Below are 16,926 nucleotides of genomic sequence, written 5' to 3'. Positions count from 1 at the left end.
TGCCGAATGCATCACCATGGCCGTCGGCCAGAACTGTGGCGATCGTGGCTGGATCACGCGGTGCGGGTCACTGGGTACCCCTTGAGGGCCGGCAACACAGAGCAGCGATGCGGGCCACAGAGCGCGCTATGCGGGTGGCGGTGCCGCTGTCGGGGTGAGGCCCAAGTGGTTGTCGTCGTCTCGGAGTTGGTCGGGCTGGGTGGTGAGCATCTGGTGTGCCACGGGTTCCGGCATGCGGATCACGACCGGGCGGGAGAGGGTCGTCTCGCGGGTCGCCGTGGATGTGCTGCCGGTGCGGACCCGGTTGGTGACGTGGGCGACCGCCCTGATGTCCAGGGTGAACTGGACCAGGACCGACTTCATCTTCGGCTTGTGGACCGGCATCGAGCCGGACGCGTTGGCCGTGGCATCGGTCGTCCCGCCCGAGCCGCCCGCGTTGCCCATCAGCTGGTTGAGGCGGAACTGGTCGGCGTTGAGGACCCCCGCGCCGGCCATGCCGCGGGCCGCCCTGCTGTGGTCGGCCGAGCTCTGGCCGTCCCGCTGGGTGGGGCGCAGACCCTCCAGATGGCTCTGGCCGATCGTCTCGAAGGCCATCTTGTCGCCCACGCCCAGGACCCGGCCGTTACGCAGGCGCGCGTGCAGGGAGGCCCGGAGGTTCTGGCCCTCCGCACCGGAGGCGTGCACGGGCGGCAGGTCGACACCGGCGGAGGCCAGAAGCGGCAGGGCGGCGATCATCCACTCGGTGGAGACCGCCTCGTTCAGCGCGTAGGCGGCGGCCTGGCCCTTGTCGCGGAACCGCGCGCCGCCGCCCGCCTGCCGGACCACGGACGTCAGCAACTGCCTTACCTGTGTGACCCCTTGGAAGCCGTTGACCTGGGCCTCCATCGGCAGCCGGGCACCGCTCGCGCGCCAGGCGCCCAGGTCGGCCGGGGCCGCCGGGTCGGGGGCGCGCGAGCCCCGGGCCACCAACGACACGTCCTGCGCCGGGAGTTCGGCGCGGGAGAGCGCGTCCAGGTCGGTGCGCAGAACGCGATGGGTCAGCGCCAGGTTGTCCAGCAGGGCGAGCGCCACCCGGGTGTTGCCCCGGTACAGTTCGAGGCTCGCCCGGACCGGGACACGCATCTTCGCCACCGCCGCCGAACCGGCGTCCGCGACCGTCTTCATGCCGAGCTGGCCGCGGCTCACGGCACCGCCGCGACGCGACGCGCCGGACGAGAGGCCGAGGCCCGCCGCGCCGCCGGTGCTCTTCAACTGTCCAGAGCCGCCGTCGGGTTTTCCGGATCCCGCGAGGATGCCCTCGACGCCGGTGGTCGTGCCCTCGTCGTGGGAGGTCGCCTGCTGGGCCACGGCCGAGGTGATGTACTCCATGTCCCGCCGGTCCGTCGCGTCGCCCTCGTACTCGCCGTCCCCCACCCGGTCGACCTTGAACACCGCCCAGTACGGGGTGTTGCGGCCGTCGAACAGCTCGACGGTGACCCCGCCGTCCATGGCGCCGGACAGCAGTCCGGCGGAGCCGTCCCGGTCCAGGACGCGGAGCAGGCGCTGCACGTTGTCGTTGCGGTCGTCGAGCTGTCGCCGGGGCAGCAGCGTGTCGGCGAGGTCCTTCTGCTGGTGGAGTGCGAGACGCGAACGCAGTTGCCCGAGCAGCGGTACGAAGTTCGGGAGGTCCTCGATCATGCCGAATCCGAGGGGGAGTTCGCGGCGGAACCCCGGTCCCGTGGGGGCCGTCCAGAAACTCTCGTCGTCACTCTCGTCCTGGACGGCCTGTTCGGCGGCCGTACGGAAGCTCTCCGCGTCGCTCTCGTCTCCCGCGGCCCTGTCCGGTTCGGCGGTGTCCAGTCCCGCCTCCCGCCGCAGTTCCCGCGGAAGCTGTGCCTCCGTCAGCCACACCCCCGCCGCGGCCGGCAGGGTCTGGGCGCCCTTCGCCACGTAGGGGCCGCCGCCGGTCACCTTGACCTCCGCCACCATGGTGACCAGCACGTCGCACTGGACCAGATACAGCGGGGCCTTCTTCGGGGTATGGGCGTTGCGCTCGACGGTGCCGGACAGGGCGTACGCCTGGGAGTCGCCCTCGCTCGTGGTGCGGAACGTCGACAGGCCCTGTCCGGCACGCCACATGGTGCCGCTCTCCGAGCCGGTGGCGCCGAACTGCACGGTGCTGCTGGTGCCTTGGCCCGACTGTCCGGCGGACTGGTGGCCGCCGAGCACGAAGGTCTCGGTGCCCGGGCCCTCGCCGGTGTGCACGAACCTGGGGTTGGCCAGGGCCAGCCGGGTGCCGACCGCGCCGTTGAGGGCGGCGAGGCGACGCGGGTAGCGGAGGTTCTTGACGACCCAGCCGGAGGACGAGGCCTGCCGCAGCGCCGCCTGGACGGCTCGTTCGCCGAACCGTTCCTCGATCGCCAGGCGGGGCGCGAGTCCCTCGGTCGCCAGCGCCGGGTCCTCGCGCAGGCGACTGTTGCGAGCGGCGGCCTTGGACAGCAGCGCGAAGGCGAGGTCGCGGACGGGCTGCCCGTCGACGGTCTCCACCAACTGCCAGTCCCGCAGCAGGGACCCGGCGGCCGGGACGGGGGCGAGCGAGGCCAGGTCACCGATGCCCTGGCCGGCCACGTCGGTGGCGGGCTCCGGTTCCGCACGGTCCCCGAGCGCCGCGTCGGCCCGGTCCTTGGCCTCCTGGTCCAGGGTGAACTCGGTCGGCGTGAGCAGCCGTACGTCCTGGCTGCCCAGGTTCATGTACGTCAGCGTCTCGGCCTCCGGCACGTCCCGGCCCGGGCTGCCGACGGTGAGGCCGCGGGCGAGCTTGCGGGGCCGGGAGGTCATGGTGGCCTCCACGTCGAGGTGCAGGGCCGCCCGGAAGGCGCCGGCGGTGTCGGAGCCGTTGGCGACGACGTCCGTACGACCGGTCGTGCCGGCCTGGTTGCGGTGCGAGCCGGAGCTGTGCTTCTCGTAGCGGGCCCCGGCGGTCAGGATGCCGGGGACCAGCCGGGCCTGGCCGAGGACCAGACCGCCGATCGAGCGTGAACTGCTGCGGCCGCTCTGCGCGTTGGCGCCGACAGTCGTGTGGCTGCGCACCGACCAGTCCTTGATGTCGCCCTCGTAGACGGTGTCGCTCAGCGTGCCCCGGACGAGGATCTGCACGTCGTGGGCGTGCATGGTGGTCTTGCGGCGCAGCCGTACCCGGATGCCGGTGGACAGCAACTGGTCCTTGTTCACCCGGAGGTTGGTCTCCGAGAGTGCGGTCATCAGCTCGCGGTGGTTGCGCCGCTGCGTCTCGGCCTCCTCGTCGCTGGTGCCGAGGGCGGGCGCGGTGGTGCCGAACGCGGGGAGGTAGCCCGCCAGCCGGGGGTCGGTGGCGAACATCTGCTGGACGGCCCGCACCATCGGGCCGGTGTCGACCTGGCTGAGTGCGACGCTGGATCCCTTGCCGTCGTACGGGAGATGGCGCTCGACGTTCTGTTCGTTGCCGTTCTCATCGGTCTGCGTCGGCTTCTTGATGAACTCCTCGGCCGTCATGCCCAGCGGCAGCGGCAGCCCGAAGGACTGGGCCTCGTCGGCGCGGAGGCTGATCCACACGTTCATCGTGTGGACGGCGACCCGGGTCTCCGGGTGCAGGATCGCCTCGATCGAGCGCGGGCCCGTGCCCTCCGCGGTGAACGTCACGGTTCCGAAGTAGAGCGCCTTCTCGCCCCGGACCTCCGCGCCCTGGCGGCCGGCGACGCTCTGTTCGGCCACGGTGAAACGCGCCTTGCGGGCCGCCGCGACAGGCATGGCGGTGGCCCGTACGACGGCCGCGTTGGAGGCCGCGCCGACACCGATCGCCGGGCCCAGACCCGCCTGGACGGCCCGCCCCTTGCCCGCGCTCTCGGTGACCGCCGTCTGGCCGTGCTGGTGCGTGCGCAGCTGGGTCTTGCCGGTGCCCCAGGCCGGGGAGAGACCGGTGACCGCGGCGCGCAGCCGGTAACTGCCGGCCGTCTTGCCGTCCTTGGAGTACAGGTCCTCGCCGTCCACGCCGTCGCGCAGCAGCCGGGGCAGGTCCTCCAGGACGGTGGCCGTGGAGGTCACGTCGTACAGCCGCCCGCGCCCCGGTGCGCCGGGGGCGGTGAGCGAGGGGTGCAGCACGGAGGCGACGGCGTCGAAGAGCCCGCGGCCGGTCTGGTGCGGGGCCGCGTCGTCGGCGACCGCGACCGGTGCCAGGGAGTCGGCGAGGGAGACGCGCCGGCCGGTGTCCGCGGACACCGGCGCGGGCGGGGCGGGCGCCTCGGTGCCGACCGGGACCAGGTGTTCGGTCGGCACGCGCTGGGTGAGCGTTCCGGAGTCACCGAAGGTCTGCGCGTCGTCGGTGCCGTGCCGCTGGACACGGACCTCGTAGCGGACCCTGCGGTGCACCTCGACCGAGCCCTTGTCGCTGCGCAGCACACGCGGTTCGGCCACGTTCGTCTGCCGACGGGACTCGCGGGAGGAGTGCCAGGGCTGGGCGTTGCCGGTGGCGGCACCGCCGAGCCAGAGGCCCGGGACGACGGGCGCGAGCCCGAAGGCGAGACCGCCGGCGCCCTTGCTGGAGGATCCGCCGCCCGAACTGCTCACGGTGGCCGACGAGTTGTGGTGGACGTCGAGCTTGGTGTCCTTGCCCTGGGGGTCCTCGAGCAGGGCCTGCGGCACCCCGTCGGTCCCCTGCGAGGCGGCGGCCAGCAGGTCCCCCGGCTGGAAGACGGGCGGCTTGTCGTCGGGGGCCCGGGAGATCCTGACGGTGACGTCGTACCACTCCCCGCCTGTTCGGCCCTCGACGGCGAAGGCGCGGCCCTGCCCGAAGAAGCTCTCCGGCCGTCCGGCCAGTTCGTCCGAGAGGTCGGCGACCGTGCCGTCGGCGTGCCCGACGACCGCGGACACCGCGTGCCGGACGAACTCGTGGCCGGTCGGTCCGTAGGTCGAGGAGAGGCCGCCCGCCTGGAGGTGCATCAGGTACGACGGCAGCACGAAGCCCGTCTCGGTGCGCTCCTCGATTCCTGGCAGCGCGGGGCGGGCGCCCTGGTTCCGGGCCCTTCGCACGGCCGACGAGGCGGCCGCGTTGCCGGCGGTGCGCTGAAGGGACAGCGGAGGGTGCGCGAGGCCGGAGGCGGAGGCGAGGGTGGGTGGTGGGGCTTCGCGGGACGTCCGGGTCGCCTGCTCGGACGCACCGGTCCCGCCGTCCCCTGACTGCTGCCGTTTCCACACGGGATCAACGTAGCCATACGGGGGACGGGGCGCGGCCTCTCCTCCAGCTCCCGGCGGATTCGCCGTCTCCACTCCACGGACACGTCAACTTCCGTATGCCACAGGGTCATTCGTGGAGCGGACGGCGGCGGGTTCAGCTCCGTCGGAAGAACTCCACCTCCGCCAAAGCCAGATGACGTCCCCGGGACAGGCCGACGGGTGAGCGCAGTGTCAGGCGCACCGTCTTCGCGTCGCTGATCCCTGTCTGGATCGTCTGCGGGCCCGGCTTGTCGCTGAGGGTGAGCTGCTTGTCGTGCCGTGTGCCGTCCGCCGTCGTCACCTCCAGGTCGACCTGGAGGGCGCGGGCCTGGCGGGCGTACGCCTCGGGGGACGTGGACGCGCCGTTGGTGATGATCAGGTCGACGAGGCGGAACGGCTTGCGGAAGGTGTACGTCACCGAGGCGCCCGCTCCGGGGACACCCCAGTACTTGTTGTTCAGCCCGTCCGTGGTGTTCGTCGCGGGGTGCCCGGGGAGCGCGTCGCTCGCCTTGACGTCCACCGGGGTCACGGGCGTGGCCTTGCTCAGTTTGTCCCGGGTGTCCTCCCACAGGGCGCGTCCGGCGGGGAGCAGGAAGAGCCCGGCGGCGCACAGCGCGACCACGACGGCGAGGATCACGATGAGCCGCACACCCCGCCCCGAACCCGCCCGCACCCGACGCCGGAACGGCCACACCGTCCGCCACCACGGCAGCGGCGCGGCCTTCTCCACCGGCCTCAGCTCCGCGGCACACCGCCGGCAGAACTTCCGCTCCGGCCGATTGGGCGTCCCGCACACGGGACAGGGCCGCCCGGTGCCCTCGTCCTGCACGGCCGCGGAACGTACGACGGGGCGGGGGGCGACGGCCTTTGCGGGGAGGACGGGGAGGATCGGGTCGGGGGTGGGGCTGGTCGGGGGGCGGGGAGTGGCGGGCGTGGGCGAGGCGGTGGGTGGTGAGGGTGGAGTACCGGGGCCCTCACCGGTGGGGGGAGCCGCGCCGGGGCCGGAGCCGGAGCCGGTGCCGGAGCCGGTGCCGGTGCCCGGGCGTGAGTCCGCGGCATCCGCGCCCGGGGCGTCCGTGCCCGGGGCGGTCCCGGCCGTCGCGGTCGCGGCCGTGGCGGTCGGTGCCGAGGGGACCGCGGCCGGGGTGTCCGCGCGGTCCGCGTTCGGCTGCGCTTCCGGGGCGGCCGGAGCGTTCGGGGCCTCCGTGGATCCCGTCGCCGCCGAGGCGACCGCCGGCGGGTTCGCGGGTGCCTGCGCGCTCGCCGACGTGTCCGTGGAGGTCGGCGTACCGGTGCTCGCCGACAAGTCCGACCAGCCCAAGTACGTGCCGCAGTTGCCGCAGAAGTCGTCCGCGGGGTCGTTGGAGGCCCCGCATGCGGGACATGCTCGCATGCGTCAGTTCCCTTCCTCGGTGGGCGGGCCGGGGAGGACCTCCACCCGAAACGCCACGTGCACCGGGCACATGGCCCGGACGATCTCGTGCACCCTGTCCACGTCCAGCCGTCCGGTCCCCGACCCGCGGTCCGGAAGGACGCGGATCAGGAGCTCGGCGGCGGGCTCCGGCGGCAGGTCGGAGCCCGCGGTGTTCGACCACGCCGCCCCACCGTCGCCGCTCACCTCGGCATGCACGCCAAGCGCGAGGCGCAGGGCCTCGGCCAGCCCCCGCTTCGTGCCCCGCCACCGGTACAGCTCCACCGCGCGGACGACCGCCTCCCGGCGCAGTTCCACAGGCCAGTGCGGATCGTCCGGGGCGCCCACCCACGACGCCAGCCACGGAAGGAAGTCGACCGGCGTCACCCGGGGGTCGAGGTAGGCGGGCAGGTTGTCGAGCGTCGAGAACACCGGCGCGAGAACGGTGTCGAGCCCCGCGGTGAACCGCTGCGCGAAGTCGTCGTCGGCGTACAGTGCGGGCAGTTGCTCCCCGATCGGGTGCCTGCTCGGCAGCCCGGGTATCGCGGCGCGGCTCATCCCCGCCCCTCCGCCCCGACCCCCGTCACGACCACCTGGTGCTGGTACGAGAAGACCAGCGCGCCCGGACCCACGTCGATGCGGTCCGTCGGGGCGCCGCGGCGGCCGGTGACGGGGTCGGCCGGGAACAGGCGGATCTCCTCGACCAGCGCGTTGCCGGTGGCGCGTTGCAGGACACCGAAGATCTCGCCGTACTGGACCGGTCGCCCGAACGGCCACCCGGTGCCGTCCGGGCCGCCGACCAGCGGGTTGAGGTGGCGGAACAGGGCGTCCAGCGCCGCCTCGCGGACCTTGTCGGTGTCGCTGGGGGCCGCCGAGAGGCGGGCCACCACGGTGATGCCCTGGTAGACCGGCGGCTCCACCACGAGACGTGTGCCGATCAGACGCCGTTCGTCGAGGCTCGCGGTGATCGCCGAGAGCACCTGGTCGGACGGGATCAGCTGCTCGAAGCGCAGCCGGTCGTCGGCCTCGTCGGCCACCGCGTCCGGCACCACCAGGACCCGTACCGCACCCGGCGCGTCCGCGGCCGGCAGACAGCGGACCCGGCGCACCGAGGGCGCGGCCTGGCGGCTGATGATCTCGTAGTCCTCGGCGGTCACCGCGCGGTCCTGCATCCGCAGCGCCTGAGGGGCGCGTCGCCGGGCGTTCTCGACGGTCTCCCCGGCGACCCCGCCGCGCGCCGCCTCCCGGTTGGTGACCTGGGCGATGTACGGAACGGAGCTGAGCAGTACGGAGATCGCACCGCGGGCGACGTTTCCCGCGGGACCGCCGCCGGTGCGGTAGCGGGCGACCCGGATCTGGGCGCCCTTGGGCGGCACGGCGCCGCACTGCCGCAGCGTGCCGTCCGGTTCGCGCAGCGCCGGGGGGAATCCGAACTCGCCGGTGGTGGCGTCGACGCGGACGTGCCGGTCGTCGGGTCCGGAGCGGCCGAAGTGCTCGACCACCTCCCAGCGCTGCCACCCCTCGTCGGAGGACACCTCCACCACGGGAGGCTCGGCGTCGAGCAGGATCGGCGGGCGGCCGAGCCGGAAGGTCTGACCGGCGACCCCTTCCGAGGTGCCGAGCGGTACGTCGGTCACCGTCTCGGCGTGCTCGACGGACATGGTGCCGCCGACGGTGAACACCGCCGCCTCGCGCACCGTCGGGGACTCCGAGTAGAACGGCTGGCCCGGCTCCGCCTCGATGACGCGGCAGCGCAGCCAGCCGGCCCGGGTCCCGCCGATCACCGACGCCGTGTGCCCGGCCGGCACGTACACGGTGATCTCGCCGGGCCGGTTGAGGCCGCCCGTGGTGTCGTCGCCGGTCTCGCACCGCTGCCAGCCGCCGCCGTCCCACGCCTCCCACACCAGCGGAGGCTGGCGCGGGTCCACACCGATGCCTTCCACACGGCTGTCGAGGCGTACGGCGACGATGCAGCGCGGCACCGCGGTCGGCAGTCCGAACAGCAGCGCGTCGCCGGGCTCCGGCGTCGTCTGGAAGCAGGGGATGTCGAGGCCGTCGGCGAGCATGCCGGTCCGGTCGCTCTGCTCACCGGTTCGGGGAGCGGTCACCAGACGGGTCAACTCGCTGGGCAGGATGCGCAGTTCGTCCATGGTGGTGAACACCACCGCCTCGTCGCCTTCGGCGCCCGCGGTGGTCACCTCGGTGCCCGGCGGCAGCGCGACGGTGTCGGGCTGCGGTGCCGAGAGCCAGAAGTCGACGTCGGCGCCGGCCGCGGTCGGCGGGAACAGCCGGATGCCCAACAGGTCCAGGAACGCGGTGTAGTTCTTTTCGGTGACCCTGTTCAGCCGGTACAGCAACTGGTCCACCAGGTAGGCGAACGTCTCGATCAGAGTGACGCCCGGGTCGGAGACGTTGTGGTCGGTCCACTCCGGGGCGCGCTGCTGCACGTATCGCTTCGCCTCGTCGACGAGTTGCTGGAACCGCCGGTCGTCCAGGTTCGGGGAGGGCAGCGCCATCAGGCCGCGCCTGCTTCCTCGGCCCCCTCCTCGGAGGGGATCGTGTAGAAGGGAAAGACCAGGTTGCGCCGGTCGTTGGTGGAACGCAGGGTGTAGTGCACGTCGATGTAGAGGGTGCCGTCCTCGACCGCGTCGAAGGCGACGACCACGTCGTCGACCGAGATCCGCGGCTCCCACCGCTCCAGTGCCTCGCGCACCTGCTGGGCGATACGGCCGGCGGTGGCGCCGTCGCCGGGGGCGAAGACGTAGTCGTGGATGCCGCAGCCGAACTCGGGGCGCATGGGGCGTTCGCCGGGCGCGGTGCCGAGCACCAGGCGGATCGCCTCCTCGATCTCCCGCTCCCGTTCGACCAGGGCGATCCCGCCGGTCGGGCCGACGCGCAGCGGGAACGCCCAGCCACGGCCGATGAACCGCTCGCTCATCACACGCCTCCGATCAGAACGTCGGGGGCGCCGGTGACGATCACCGCGCCGCACGCCGTCTGGTCGCGGGCCCGCGCGGCCGGCAGCCCGCCGATGAGGACCTGTCCCGAGGTGAGACCGGCCGGGTTGGGCGTGATCACGTTGGCCGGTCCCAGGGCGAGGTGCGGCGGCATCGCACACGTGTGCAGGCTGCCTACGACGGCGGCGGGCCGGCCCCCGATCAGCACGGTCGCGACCGCCCTGGCGGCGGCGGGCGGCGGGGTGGCGATCACCCCGCCGTGGTTGGTGGGGTCGCCGGTACGGGCTGCGGCGGGCATGGGGAGCTCCTCTCGAAGGGTGATCAGTTGATGCGGATGAGCTTGGCCTTGAGGACTCCGAGCAGACCGCCGTCGACGGTGACGCCCGTGGCGCCGGTGACATCCACCGTGCGGCCGCCGATCTTCACCCCGACCCTGCCGTTGATGTCCACGTTGGCGCCCGACACGTTCACGTTCCCCCGTCCCGCGTCCAGGGTGATGCCCTGTTTGTCGAGCACGACGGAGCTGAGCACCTGCCGGCTCTTGCCCGCGTACACCGTCATCTCGATCCGGTCCCGCCGGTTGTCGAGGAAGACCTCGAGGCGCTCGTCGGCGGACATCATCCGCACCCCGGAGCGTCCCGGTGCCCGCGCGTCGAGCAGCTCCACGCGATGCCCCGAACGCGACACGATGGAACGGCGGTTGACCTTTCCGGTCGTCTTGTCGATCAGCGGGACGTCGTGCGGCGAGGGCTTGTCCACGCCGTTGTAGAGCCCTCCGATGACGTACGGGCTGTCCAGCAGGCCCTGTTCGAAGCCGACCAGCACCTCGTCGTTGACCTCGGGGCTCACCACCCCGCCGCCGCCCTTGCCGCCCCACTGCACGGTGCGCACCCAGTCGGTGACGTACGTGTCGTCCAGCCAGGGGAACCTGAGCTTCACGGCGCCGCGCTCGGAGCCGGCCGGCTCGCGCACGTCCGTCACCACGCCGATCGCCAGGCCCGGCATGCGCGGTCCCCGGGAGGGCGCGTTGGCGCCGGTGACCAGGCCGGTCAGGGAGCGGTCCGGGCTGGCGCTCACCCACACCGTCGTACGGTATCCGCCGTGCGGTTCGAGGACATGCTGCACCGCAGTCGCCGTGTACTTGCCGGAGAAGGCCTGCCCGACGTTGCCGAGCGCGAGGGGCTTGCCCGCCCGCAGCATCGGGTTGCCCTCGGCCAGCACCTCCAACTCGCCGAAGCCCGCACTCACTTGACCGGCCACCGCGTCCGCGACCGCCTTCGTCTCGGCCTGGGTGCGGTACGGGGTGTCGGTGACGGTCAGCTTCGACGCCTTGCCGAACCGGGCGGCGAGCGCCGGGCTCAGCCCCGGCACCACCGTGTCGCTGTCGACCGACGGCTGCCGGGCCACCAGGGGCCGCTTGGTGGTGACGTCCCAGCCGCGCACCTCCACCTGCTGCGCGCCGTCCGCCGCCGACAAGGAGGCCCGCAGCGCCAGCAGATTGCGCCCGTACTCCAGCACCATCGGGTTCCGAGCAGCCGACGTGGACGGCGCGGGCGCCCCGGACGCCTTCTGGGGCTTGGTGAACTGGAGCAGCCCCTTGTCGTCGACACGCACGTGCGCGCCGCTCTCGGCGGCCAGGAACTGAAGGAAGTCCCAGTCGGAGACGTTCGCCTGGGACAGCTGCTGGTAGGTGACCGGCGCGGCCTGCACGGTGCCGCAGGCCAGGCCCGCCCCGGCGGCCACCTTGCGGACGATGGCCCCCGCCGTCATGTTCCGGTACGCCACCACCTTCCGGCCGCGCTGGAGGCGGTGCGCCTTGGAGTAGGCACGCACCACCGTGAACGAGCCGGTGCGGTCCCGGTCCACCTCCAGGGCCGTCACCTCACCGTTGAACAGCCGCTCGCGCGCCTGCCCGGTCACGGTGACCACGGAGACCCTGAGCGGGGTGCCGATGGTGATGCCGGTCTTCTTCAGGAACTCGTGATCGGGATCGCGGAACGTGAGAACCGCCGCGTCCGGCAGGCCCACGTTCTCGTCGACCACGCAGCTCACCAGCTGAGCGGCCCAGACGGGCGGCAGCTCGCCGGGCATCTCCACGATGGGATCCGCCGCGAAGGACCGGCCGTCCCGTGCCCCGCCACTCACTGCTCCTCCTCAGTGCCCGCGTCGCTCGTCGCCGGCAGCACCAGTTCGCTGCCGGGCACGAGCGCCATCGGGTCGTCGATGTCATTGGCCTCCGCGATGACGCGCCAGGCCGTCGCGTCGCCGTACTCCCGCCACGCCAGCAGCGCCAGGCTGTCGCCCGCCACGACGATGTGCGTACTGCGCCCGGTGCGCGAGCCGGACGTCGGGTTCTGCCCCGCCGGACCGACGCTCGCCTCCTCGATCGACAGTCGGCAGGTCGCCCGCAGCGGCTTGCCGTCCACGTCGAACAGCGTGTACGTCACCGACAGGCTGGACAGCACCCCGTCGAACGACGTCGTCCGCGCACTGCCCCACTCGAACCGCACCCACGGGCTCGCCGGCTTCTTGCGCCCCAGGCTCGCCTTCGTCGGCACACACGCCTTCATCAGCTTCTCCACCGCCTGCTCCACGGAGTTGTCGTGGGTGGCGGTGGCGTCCAGGAACACCTCAAGACTCAGCTCGCGCGGGCCACTGCCGACGAACTCGGGCAGCGCCGACTCCTCCGCCATCCGCGACGGAGAACGCCGCCACTCGGTGGTCTTGCGCAACTCCAGGGTGGACGGGTTGAACTGGAGGTTCAGCCGCGCGAGCGTCCCGCCGGGCTTGGCGCCGACGGAGGCCGGGGGCTCCTTCAACGTCAGCTGGGCCCTGGCCCGACTGGAGCGGGACGCTGGGGACATGGCCGGATTCCTTTCCGAGGCGCTGTACGGAGACGGGGACGCGAGGGATGGTCAGGACGGTCGCAGTCCCTCGTGGGCGATCTCCAGGGTCTCCACCGCCGCCTGCGAGCTGCTGGGGTCGAAGGACGGGCCCTGCCAGCGCACCGGGACGATCCCGAACACCTGCCAGCTGATGATCCGCGACAGATCCGGCCGCAGCGCCACGATCTCGCCGTCCTTGGGCTCCACCCGCTTCAGCGTCTCGTCGAGCCAGCGGGCGATCTTCGCGGTGTCGGCGGTGACCGGCCGGGTGAGCGTGATGTTCGACCAGGTCACCCGGCCGGGCAGGTGATGGGTGAAGCCGTTGTTGCCCCCCTCGGCATAGGTCTCGATCTCCACCTCGGCACCCATGCCGGAGCAGGTGTGGAAGGCGCCCAGATCATTGCCGCCGATCGCGAGCCGGAAGAACACGCTGCTCGCGAAGATGTTGTCCGTCATCCGTCCGTCATCCGTTCCGTGCCGTGCCCTCAGCGGCGTCCGTCGTAGGGGCGGCCCGTACGCTCCCGGCCGCGCCGCAGTTCCGTGCGCAGCAGGCGGGCCATCGGGTCGAGCAGGCGACGCGCGAGGTCGTCCAGGTCGAGACCGGGCTCCTGCGCCGCGTCGGCGGACCGCTCCGTGCGCCGGCCGGACGCGGAGGCGGAGGCCGTCCCGGAGTACTGCTGCTTGCCACGCGCCGCGGGCACCGCCATCGCCGGTACGCCCTTGGACACGCCGGGTACGTCGGGTACGTCGGGTACGGCCTTGCCCGAGCCGGATGTCGCACGCTGCACCTCGGGCACCGCAGGGCCGTTGCCGCCGCCGCTCGCCGATCGGGCGACCGGTGTCACGACCCGCGGCCGGACCACGGGGATGGGCGCCGCCTGTGCCACGGCTGTCGACGGGCCATTCGCGAGGGGCGGCGTCATCGGGGGCGTGACCGGCAGGGGCCGCGCCGGGGGGACCGCCGCCGTACCGGGCACTCCCCCGCCGGGCGGTGCGGGCTTGACGAGCGGGACGACTCGCTGGACGACACCGGGGGCGCCGGTCGCTCGTACGGCCGAGCCGGTTGCCGGTACGCCCGGGTGGTGCGGCGCGTGCGCGGTCACGGCTCGTTGGACCGGCGGGGTCGCAGCGGCGCCCGCGGACGGTGGCGGCGCGGGGTGTGCGGGGTGCGCGGGCGACCGGTTGGACGCTGCGGGGGTGCCGCCGCCGGGGATGTCCCGCCCGCTCCAACGCGCCGCCACCACGGGAGGACCGCCGACGGGGCGCGACGCGGCGGACGGTGCCAGGCCTTCCGGCGCCAGGGTGCTGAGGGTGAGGGGCCGTGCGGGCAGCAGCGCGAGGGTGCGGCGGGCCACCGGGAGGGAGGGGGCTGCGGTGCGGGGGCCGCCGGTGGATCCGGTCGCGGGGCGAGCGCCTGCCATGGGTTCGGCCGCGCGGCGCGCAACGACGACCGGGGCCGGGCCGCTGGGGCTCGGGGGACGTCCGTCCCCGGGACCGGGACCGGGGTGCACCGCCCCGGGCCGTACGACTGTGCCCGCCGGAGCCTGAGACGCCGCGCCCTGGGACGGCGTCACCAACGGCGTGGCTGGGCCGGTTCCGTGGTCCGTGGGGCTGCCGCCCTGGGGCGCCGGGTGGTCCGCGAGGTGGCGCTGGACGTCGACCGACCCCAGCAACGGTGCGTGGCGTGCCGTATCCGAGGCGGGCTCCGTGGGCGGCGTACGGTCCCCGCCCGGCGCGGGCGATGCCGGTGTGCGCTGGATGCCGGGCCCGGACGCCGTACGGGAGGATCGGGCCCCGGACGCGGCGGAGCCGGGCAGACCGGCGCTGGCCGGCATCGCGGGCAGAGGCGCCCCCAGGCCGCCGCGCACACGCGCACGCGCACCGGAACGCTGCGGACCCGACGACGGGCCCGGGGCGGGGCCGCCGGAGGCACCCTGGGCGTCCTCTGCCTGCCGCTGAACCACGGGAAGCACTGGACCGGATACGGGCTCGGCCGGGGTGTCCTTCACCAACGGCGCGGCCGTGGACGGCAGTTCTGGGAGCGGTGCACCCAATGGGGGTCGGCTTCCAGTGCGCTGCACGGGGGCGCTCGGCGCAGGGCTGCCGGAGGAACTCCGGGCGTCCTCCACCGGCGGCGCACCCAACGTCGGAAGACTTCCCGCACGCTGCACGGCAGCGCTCGGCGCGGGGCTGTCGGAGGAACTCCGGGCGTCCTCGGCCTGCCGCTGAACCACGGGAAGCACCGGACCGGGCACGGGTCCCGCAGCAGGCACGGGTCCCACAGCAGGCGCGACGAAGGAATCCTCCACCGGCGGCGCACCCAACGGCGGCCGGTTTCCCGCACGCTGCACGGCAGCGCTCGGCGCGGGGCCGTCGGAGGAACTCCGCGCGTCCTCGACCTGCCGCTGAACCACGGGAAGCACCGGACCGGGCACGGGTCCCACAGCAGGCACAGGTCCCGCCGCAGGCACGGCGGAGGCATCCTCCGCCGGCGGCGCACCCAACGGCGGCCGGTCTGCCGCACGTTGTCCGGGCGTGCTCGGTGCGGCCGTCTCGGCGACCACCGCAGACCTCAGGGCAGGGACATGGCGTACTGGCCCCGTCACCCGGGGGGCGACCGTCAAGTGGGGCCTCACCGACCGTGGCTGGACGGCGGGGAGGGACACCTCCGCACCCGTCTCCGGCGCCCCCTTCGCGGCACGCTGGACGGACGGTCCGACCGCCCCGGGGATCACCGCGACACGTCGCACGAGCGGAATCGGCGCGGCGGCCGGCGGAGCAACGGCCCGTTGGACGGCGGGAGCCGGGGAGGAAAGGACACTGGGGGAAACCACGGGCGACGCGATGTCACGAGACGGACGTACCGACGCCGACGCCGACGCCGACGTCGACTTCGACTTCGAGCGAGAATCCCCCTGCGCCCCGTCCTCCGACTCCTCGCCCCCTTCCGTCCGCACCGCCCGAAGAACCAGCGGCCCCCCGTCAACGCTCACAGCGCGCGGGCCGGCCGGGCGAGCCACACCCCGCACCAGCCCAGCGGGAGCCGTCGGCAGCAGCGCATGCCCGAGCCCGCTGTCGAAGGACGGGTTCTGCCAGGCGGCGAGCGCCGCGCGGAAGGTGAGGCCGTCACTCACGCCCAACGGAGCACGGGAGACCGTCAGCCGAGGTGCGGCGGTGCGGCGCCAACCACCGTCCCAGTCGCCGGGTACGGAGGAACCCACAGGACCCGATGCACCCGATGCACCCGAAGGATCCGCGCCGCCGTCGCCACCGGCATCGGAGCCCCCGGGCACGACGGAGCCCCGGGCCCCCGACCCGCCCGCCCCGGCGCGGCGGCGCAGCCTGTCCCGCCATGCCATCTACTCAACCGCTTTCGTTCATACGGGTGTTGATACGGGCGATCTCGGTCACCCACTGCCGGCGTTCACCATGCGTGAGATCGAGGATCTCCTCGCGCTCCCAGTGGAAGTGGTAGGCGATGTACGCGATCTCCTCCCGGAGCCGGGGAAGGGCGTACGTCACGATTCCCCCAGGCGCCCACCCGAGAGGTCGACCTCGAAGCCGCCCTCGCAGTGCGGGCAGGTGACCGCCGCGCGGGTGTGGCCCTCGCTGTTGACGCGGCGGTAGAAGTCCTGGAGGAACGCCACGTCTGTGGCGTACATCCGCTCGACGATCCCGGCGTGCACATCCGTGATCGTGCCGAGCCGGGTGATCACCTGGCTCAGCAGCACCACGCTCAGGTACGCCGGGTTCTCCTTGACCCGCAGGTCGATCTGCGGCCGCAGTTCGTCGCGGGCCGTGGCCAGCCGCATCGAGCCGTACCGGTGCACGGTGCCCGCCTCGTCGACGTACCCGCGCGGCAGCTCGAACTCGAACTCCGTGCGCAGCCCGCTGTTGTCGTCCTCACGGCGCGGCGGGGCGGGGGCCGCCGTCTGCTCCGGCGCCTGGGCGGGCGCCGCGACCTGGAGGAGATCCTCCAGGCTGCCCGCTGTCACCGTACGGCGTCTCATTCGACGACGATCTCCTCGAACGTGATCGTGACCGACTCGGTGGCCGGGGACGACTCGCCCGCCTTCAGGGAGGGGCCCTCCCACTTGGAGGCCCAGCCCTGCATCAGCTGGATACGGCGGACGGTGTTGCCCTCGGTGTCCTTGATCTCGATGGTGAGGTTCTGCCGCGCGGTGTTGACGGCGCCGTTGTTCAGGGTCTCCTTGATCCACTGGGTGAACTCGCTGCTCTGGTCGAGTCCCCGCGTGATCGTGATCTCACCGGCCTGCCGGGCACCCGGCTGCTTGCGGATGATCTGCTTGCCCTCCGCGGTGACCTGCTTGACCTCGACGACATCCTCTTCGACGGTGAACCCGCTGATCTCCTGGATGGACTCCACCAGGTATCCGCCGAGCTGCACGCCGAAGACGTGAGTGGAAAGAGCATCGCCCGTTGCCAT

13 protein-coding genes are annotated in these 16,926 nt (G+C 73.2%); all 13 read right to left on the bottom strand.

The window, feature by feature from the left end; all coding sequences use genetic code 11:
• Positions 1-126 precede the first annotated feature (126 nt).
• The gene (locus ACWGN5_RS27375; protein ID WP_453519860.1) at positions 127-5,208 is read right to left on the bottom strand and encodes a hypothetical protein; all 5,082 of its coding nucleotides are present in this window, start codon (positions 5,206-5,208) and stop codon (positions 127-129) included.
• 133 nt (positions 5,209-5,341) lie between these two features.
• Positions 5,342-6,619 (bottom strand): NADase-type glycan-binding domain-containing protein, encoded by a 1,278-nt coding sequence (locus ACWGN5_RS27370; protein WP_453519858.1) that lies wholly within the window; start codon positions 6,617-6,619, stop codon positions 5,342-5,344.
• 3 nt (positions 6,620-6,622) lie between these two features.
• A complete protein-coding gene (locus tag ACWGN5_RS27365) occupies positions 6,623-7,195 on the bottom strand; it encodes a phage tail protein (protein WP_453519855.1) in 573 nt (190 codons plus the stop codon).
• The gene (locus ACWGN5_RS27360) at positions 7,192-9,153 is read right to left on the bottom strand and encodes a putative baseplate assembly protein (protein WP_453519853.1); all 1,962 of its coding nucleotides are present in this window, start codon (positions 9,151-9,153) and stop codon (positions 7,192-7,194) included. The genes ACWGN5_RS27365 and ACWGN5_RS27360 overlap by 4 nt, the downstream gene beginning before the upstream one ends.
• A complete protein-coding gene (locus ACWGN5_RS27355) occupies positions 9,153-9,575 on the bottom strand; it encodes a GPW/gp25 family protein (protein ID WP_453519852.1) in 423 nt (140 codons plus the stop codon). The genes ACWGN5_RS27360 and ACWGN5_RS27355 overlap by 1 nt, the downstream gene beginning before the upstream one ends.
• The gene (locus ACWGN5_RS27350; protein ID WP_453519850.1) at positions 9,575-9,892 is read right to left on the bottom strand and encodes a PAAR domain-containing protein; all 318 of its coding nucleotides are present in this window, start codon (positions 9,890-9,892) and stop codon (positions 9,575-9,577) included. Before ACWGN5_RS27350 ends, ACWGN5_RS27355 begins: the two co-directional genes overlap by 1 nt.
• A 23-nt stretch (positions 9,893-9,915) precedes the next feature.
• Positions 9,916-11,739, bottom strand: coding sequence for a VgrG-related protein (locus ACWGN5_RS27345; protein WP_453519848.1), 1,824 nt, complete (start codon positions 11,737-11,739; stop codon positions 9,916-9,918).
• Positions 11,736-12,458 (bottom strand): CIS tube protein, encoded by a 723-nt coding sequence (locus ACWGN5_RS27340; RefSeq protein ID WP_453519846.1) that lies wholly within the window; start codon positions 12,456-12,458, stop codon positions 11,736-11,738. The genes ACWGN5_RS27345 and ACWGN5_RS27340 overlap by 4 nt, the downstream gene beginning before the upstream one ends.
• 51 nt (positions 12,459-12,509) lie before the next feature.
• Entirely contained in the window at positions 12,510-12,935 is a 426-nt protein-coding gene (locus tag ACWGN5_RS27335) for a phage tail protein (protein ID WP_453519843.1), read from the bottom strand.
• Between the two features lie 29 nt (positions 12,936-12,964).
• Complete coding sequence (locus ACWGN5_RS27330) at positions 12,965-13,900, bottom strand: hypothetical protein (RefSeq protein WP_453519840.1); 936 nt, start codon at positions 13,898-13,900, stop codon at positions 12,965-12,967.
• 1,942 nt (positions 13,901-15,842) lie between these two features.
• The gene (locus ACWGN5_RS27325) at positions 15,843-16,001 is read right to left on the bottom strand and encodes a DUF6760 family protein (protein WP_453519839.1); all 159 of its coding nucleotides are present in this window, start codon (positions 15,999-16,001) and stop codon (positions 15,843-15,845) included.
• The gene (locus ACWGN5_RS27320; protein WP_453519837.1) at positions 15,998-16,489 is read right to left on the bottom strand and encodes a hypothetical protein; all 492 of its coding nucleotides are present in this window, start codon (positions 16,487-16,489) and stop codon (positions 15,998-16,000) included. The genes ACWGN5_RS27325 and ACWGN5_RS27320 overlap by 4 nt, the downstream gene beginning before the upstream one ends.
• Entirely contained in the window at positions 16,486-16,926 is a 441-nt protein-coding gene (locus ACWGN5_RS27315) for a phage tail protein (protein ID WP_041127466.1), read from the bottom strand. The genes ACWGN5_RS27320 and ACWGN5_RS27315 overlap by 4 nt, the downstream gene beginning before the upstream one ends.

The organism is Streptomyces sp. NPDC055815, assembly GCF_053616475.1.
The sequence above is the reverse complement of the archived record's forward strand: the minus strand, read 5'-3'. Positions and strand labels throughout refer to the sequence as shown.

Bases quoted from the DNA above. Each gene is read 5' to 3' on its own strand.
- ACWGN5_RS27350 (WP_453519850.1), bottom strand. From the start codon at position 9,892: ATGCCCGCCGCAGCCCGTACCGGCGACCCCACCAACCACGGCGGGGTG.
- ACWGN5_RS27315 (WP_041127466.1), bottom strand. From the start codon at position 16,926: ATGGCAACGGGCGATGCTCTTTCCACTCACGTCTTCGGCGTGCAGCTC.
- ACWGN5_RS27370 (WP_453519858.1), bottom strand. From the start codon at position 6,619: ATGCGAGCATGTCCCGCATGCGGGGCCTCCAACGACCCCGCGGACGAC.
- ACWGN5_RS27355 (WP_453519852.1), bottom strand. From the start codon at position 9,575: ATGAGCGAGCGGTTCATCGGCCGTGGCTGGGCGTTCCCGCTGCGCGTC.
- ACWGN5_RS27365 (WP_453519855.1), bottom strand. From the start codon at position 7,195: ATGAGCCGCGCCGCGATACCCGGGCTGCCGAGCAGGCACCCGATCGGG.
- ACWGN5_RS27320 (WP_453519837.1), bottom strand. From the start codon at position 16,489: ATGAGACGCCGTACGGTGACAGCGGGCAGCCTGGAGGATCTCCTCCAG.
- ACWGN5_RS27335 (WP_453519843.1), bottom strand. From the start codon at position 12,935: ATGACGGACAACATCTTCGCGAGCAGCGTGTTCTTCCGGCTCGCGATC.
- ACWGN5_RS27340 (WP_453519846.1), bottom strand. From the start codon at position 12,458: ATGTCCCCAGCGTCCCGCTCCAGTCGGGCCAGGGCCCAGCTGACGTTG.
- ACWGN5_RS27360 (WP_453519853.1), bottom strand. From the start codon at position 9,153: ATGGCGCTGCCCTCCCCGAACCTGGACGACCGGCGGTTCCAGCAACTC.
- ACWGN5_RS27330 (WP_453519840.1), bottom strand. From the start codon at position 13,900: ATGGCAGGCGCTCGCCCCGCGACCGGATCCACCGGCGGCCCCCGCACC.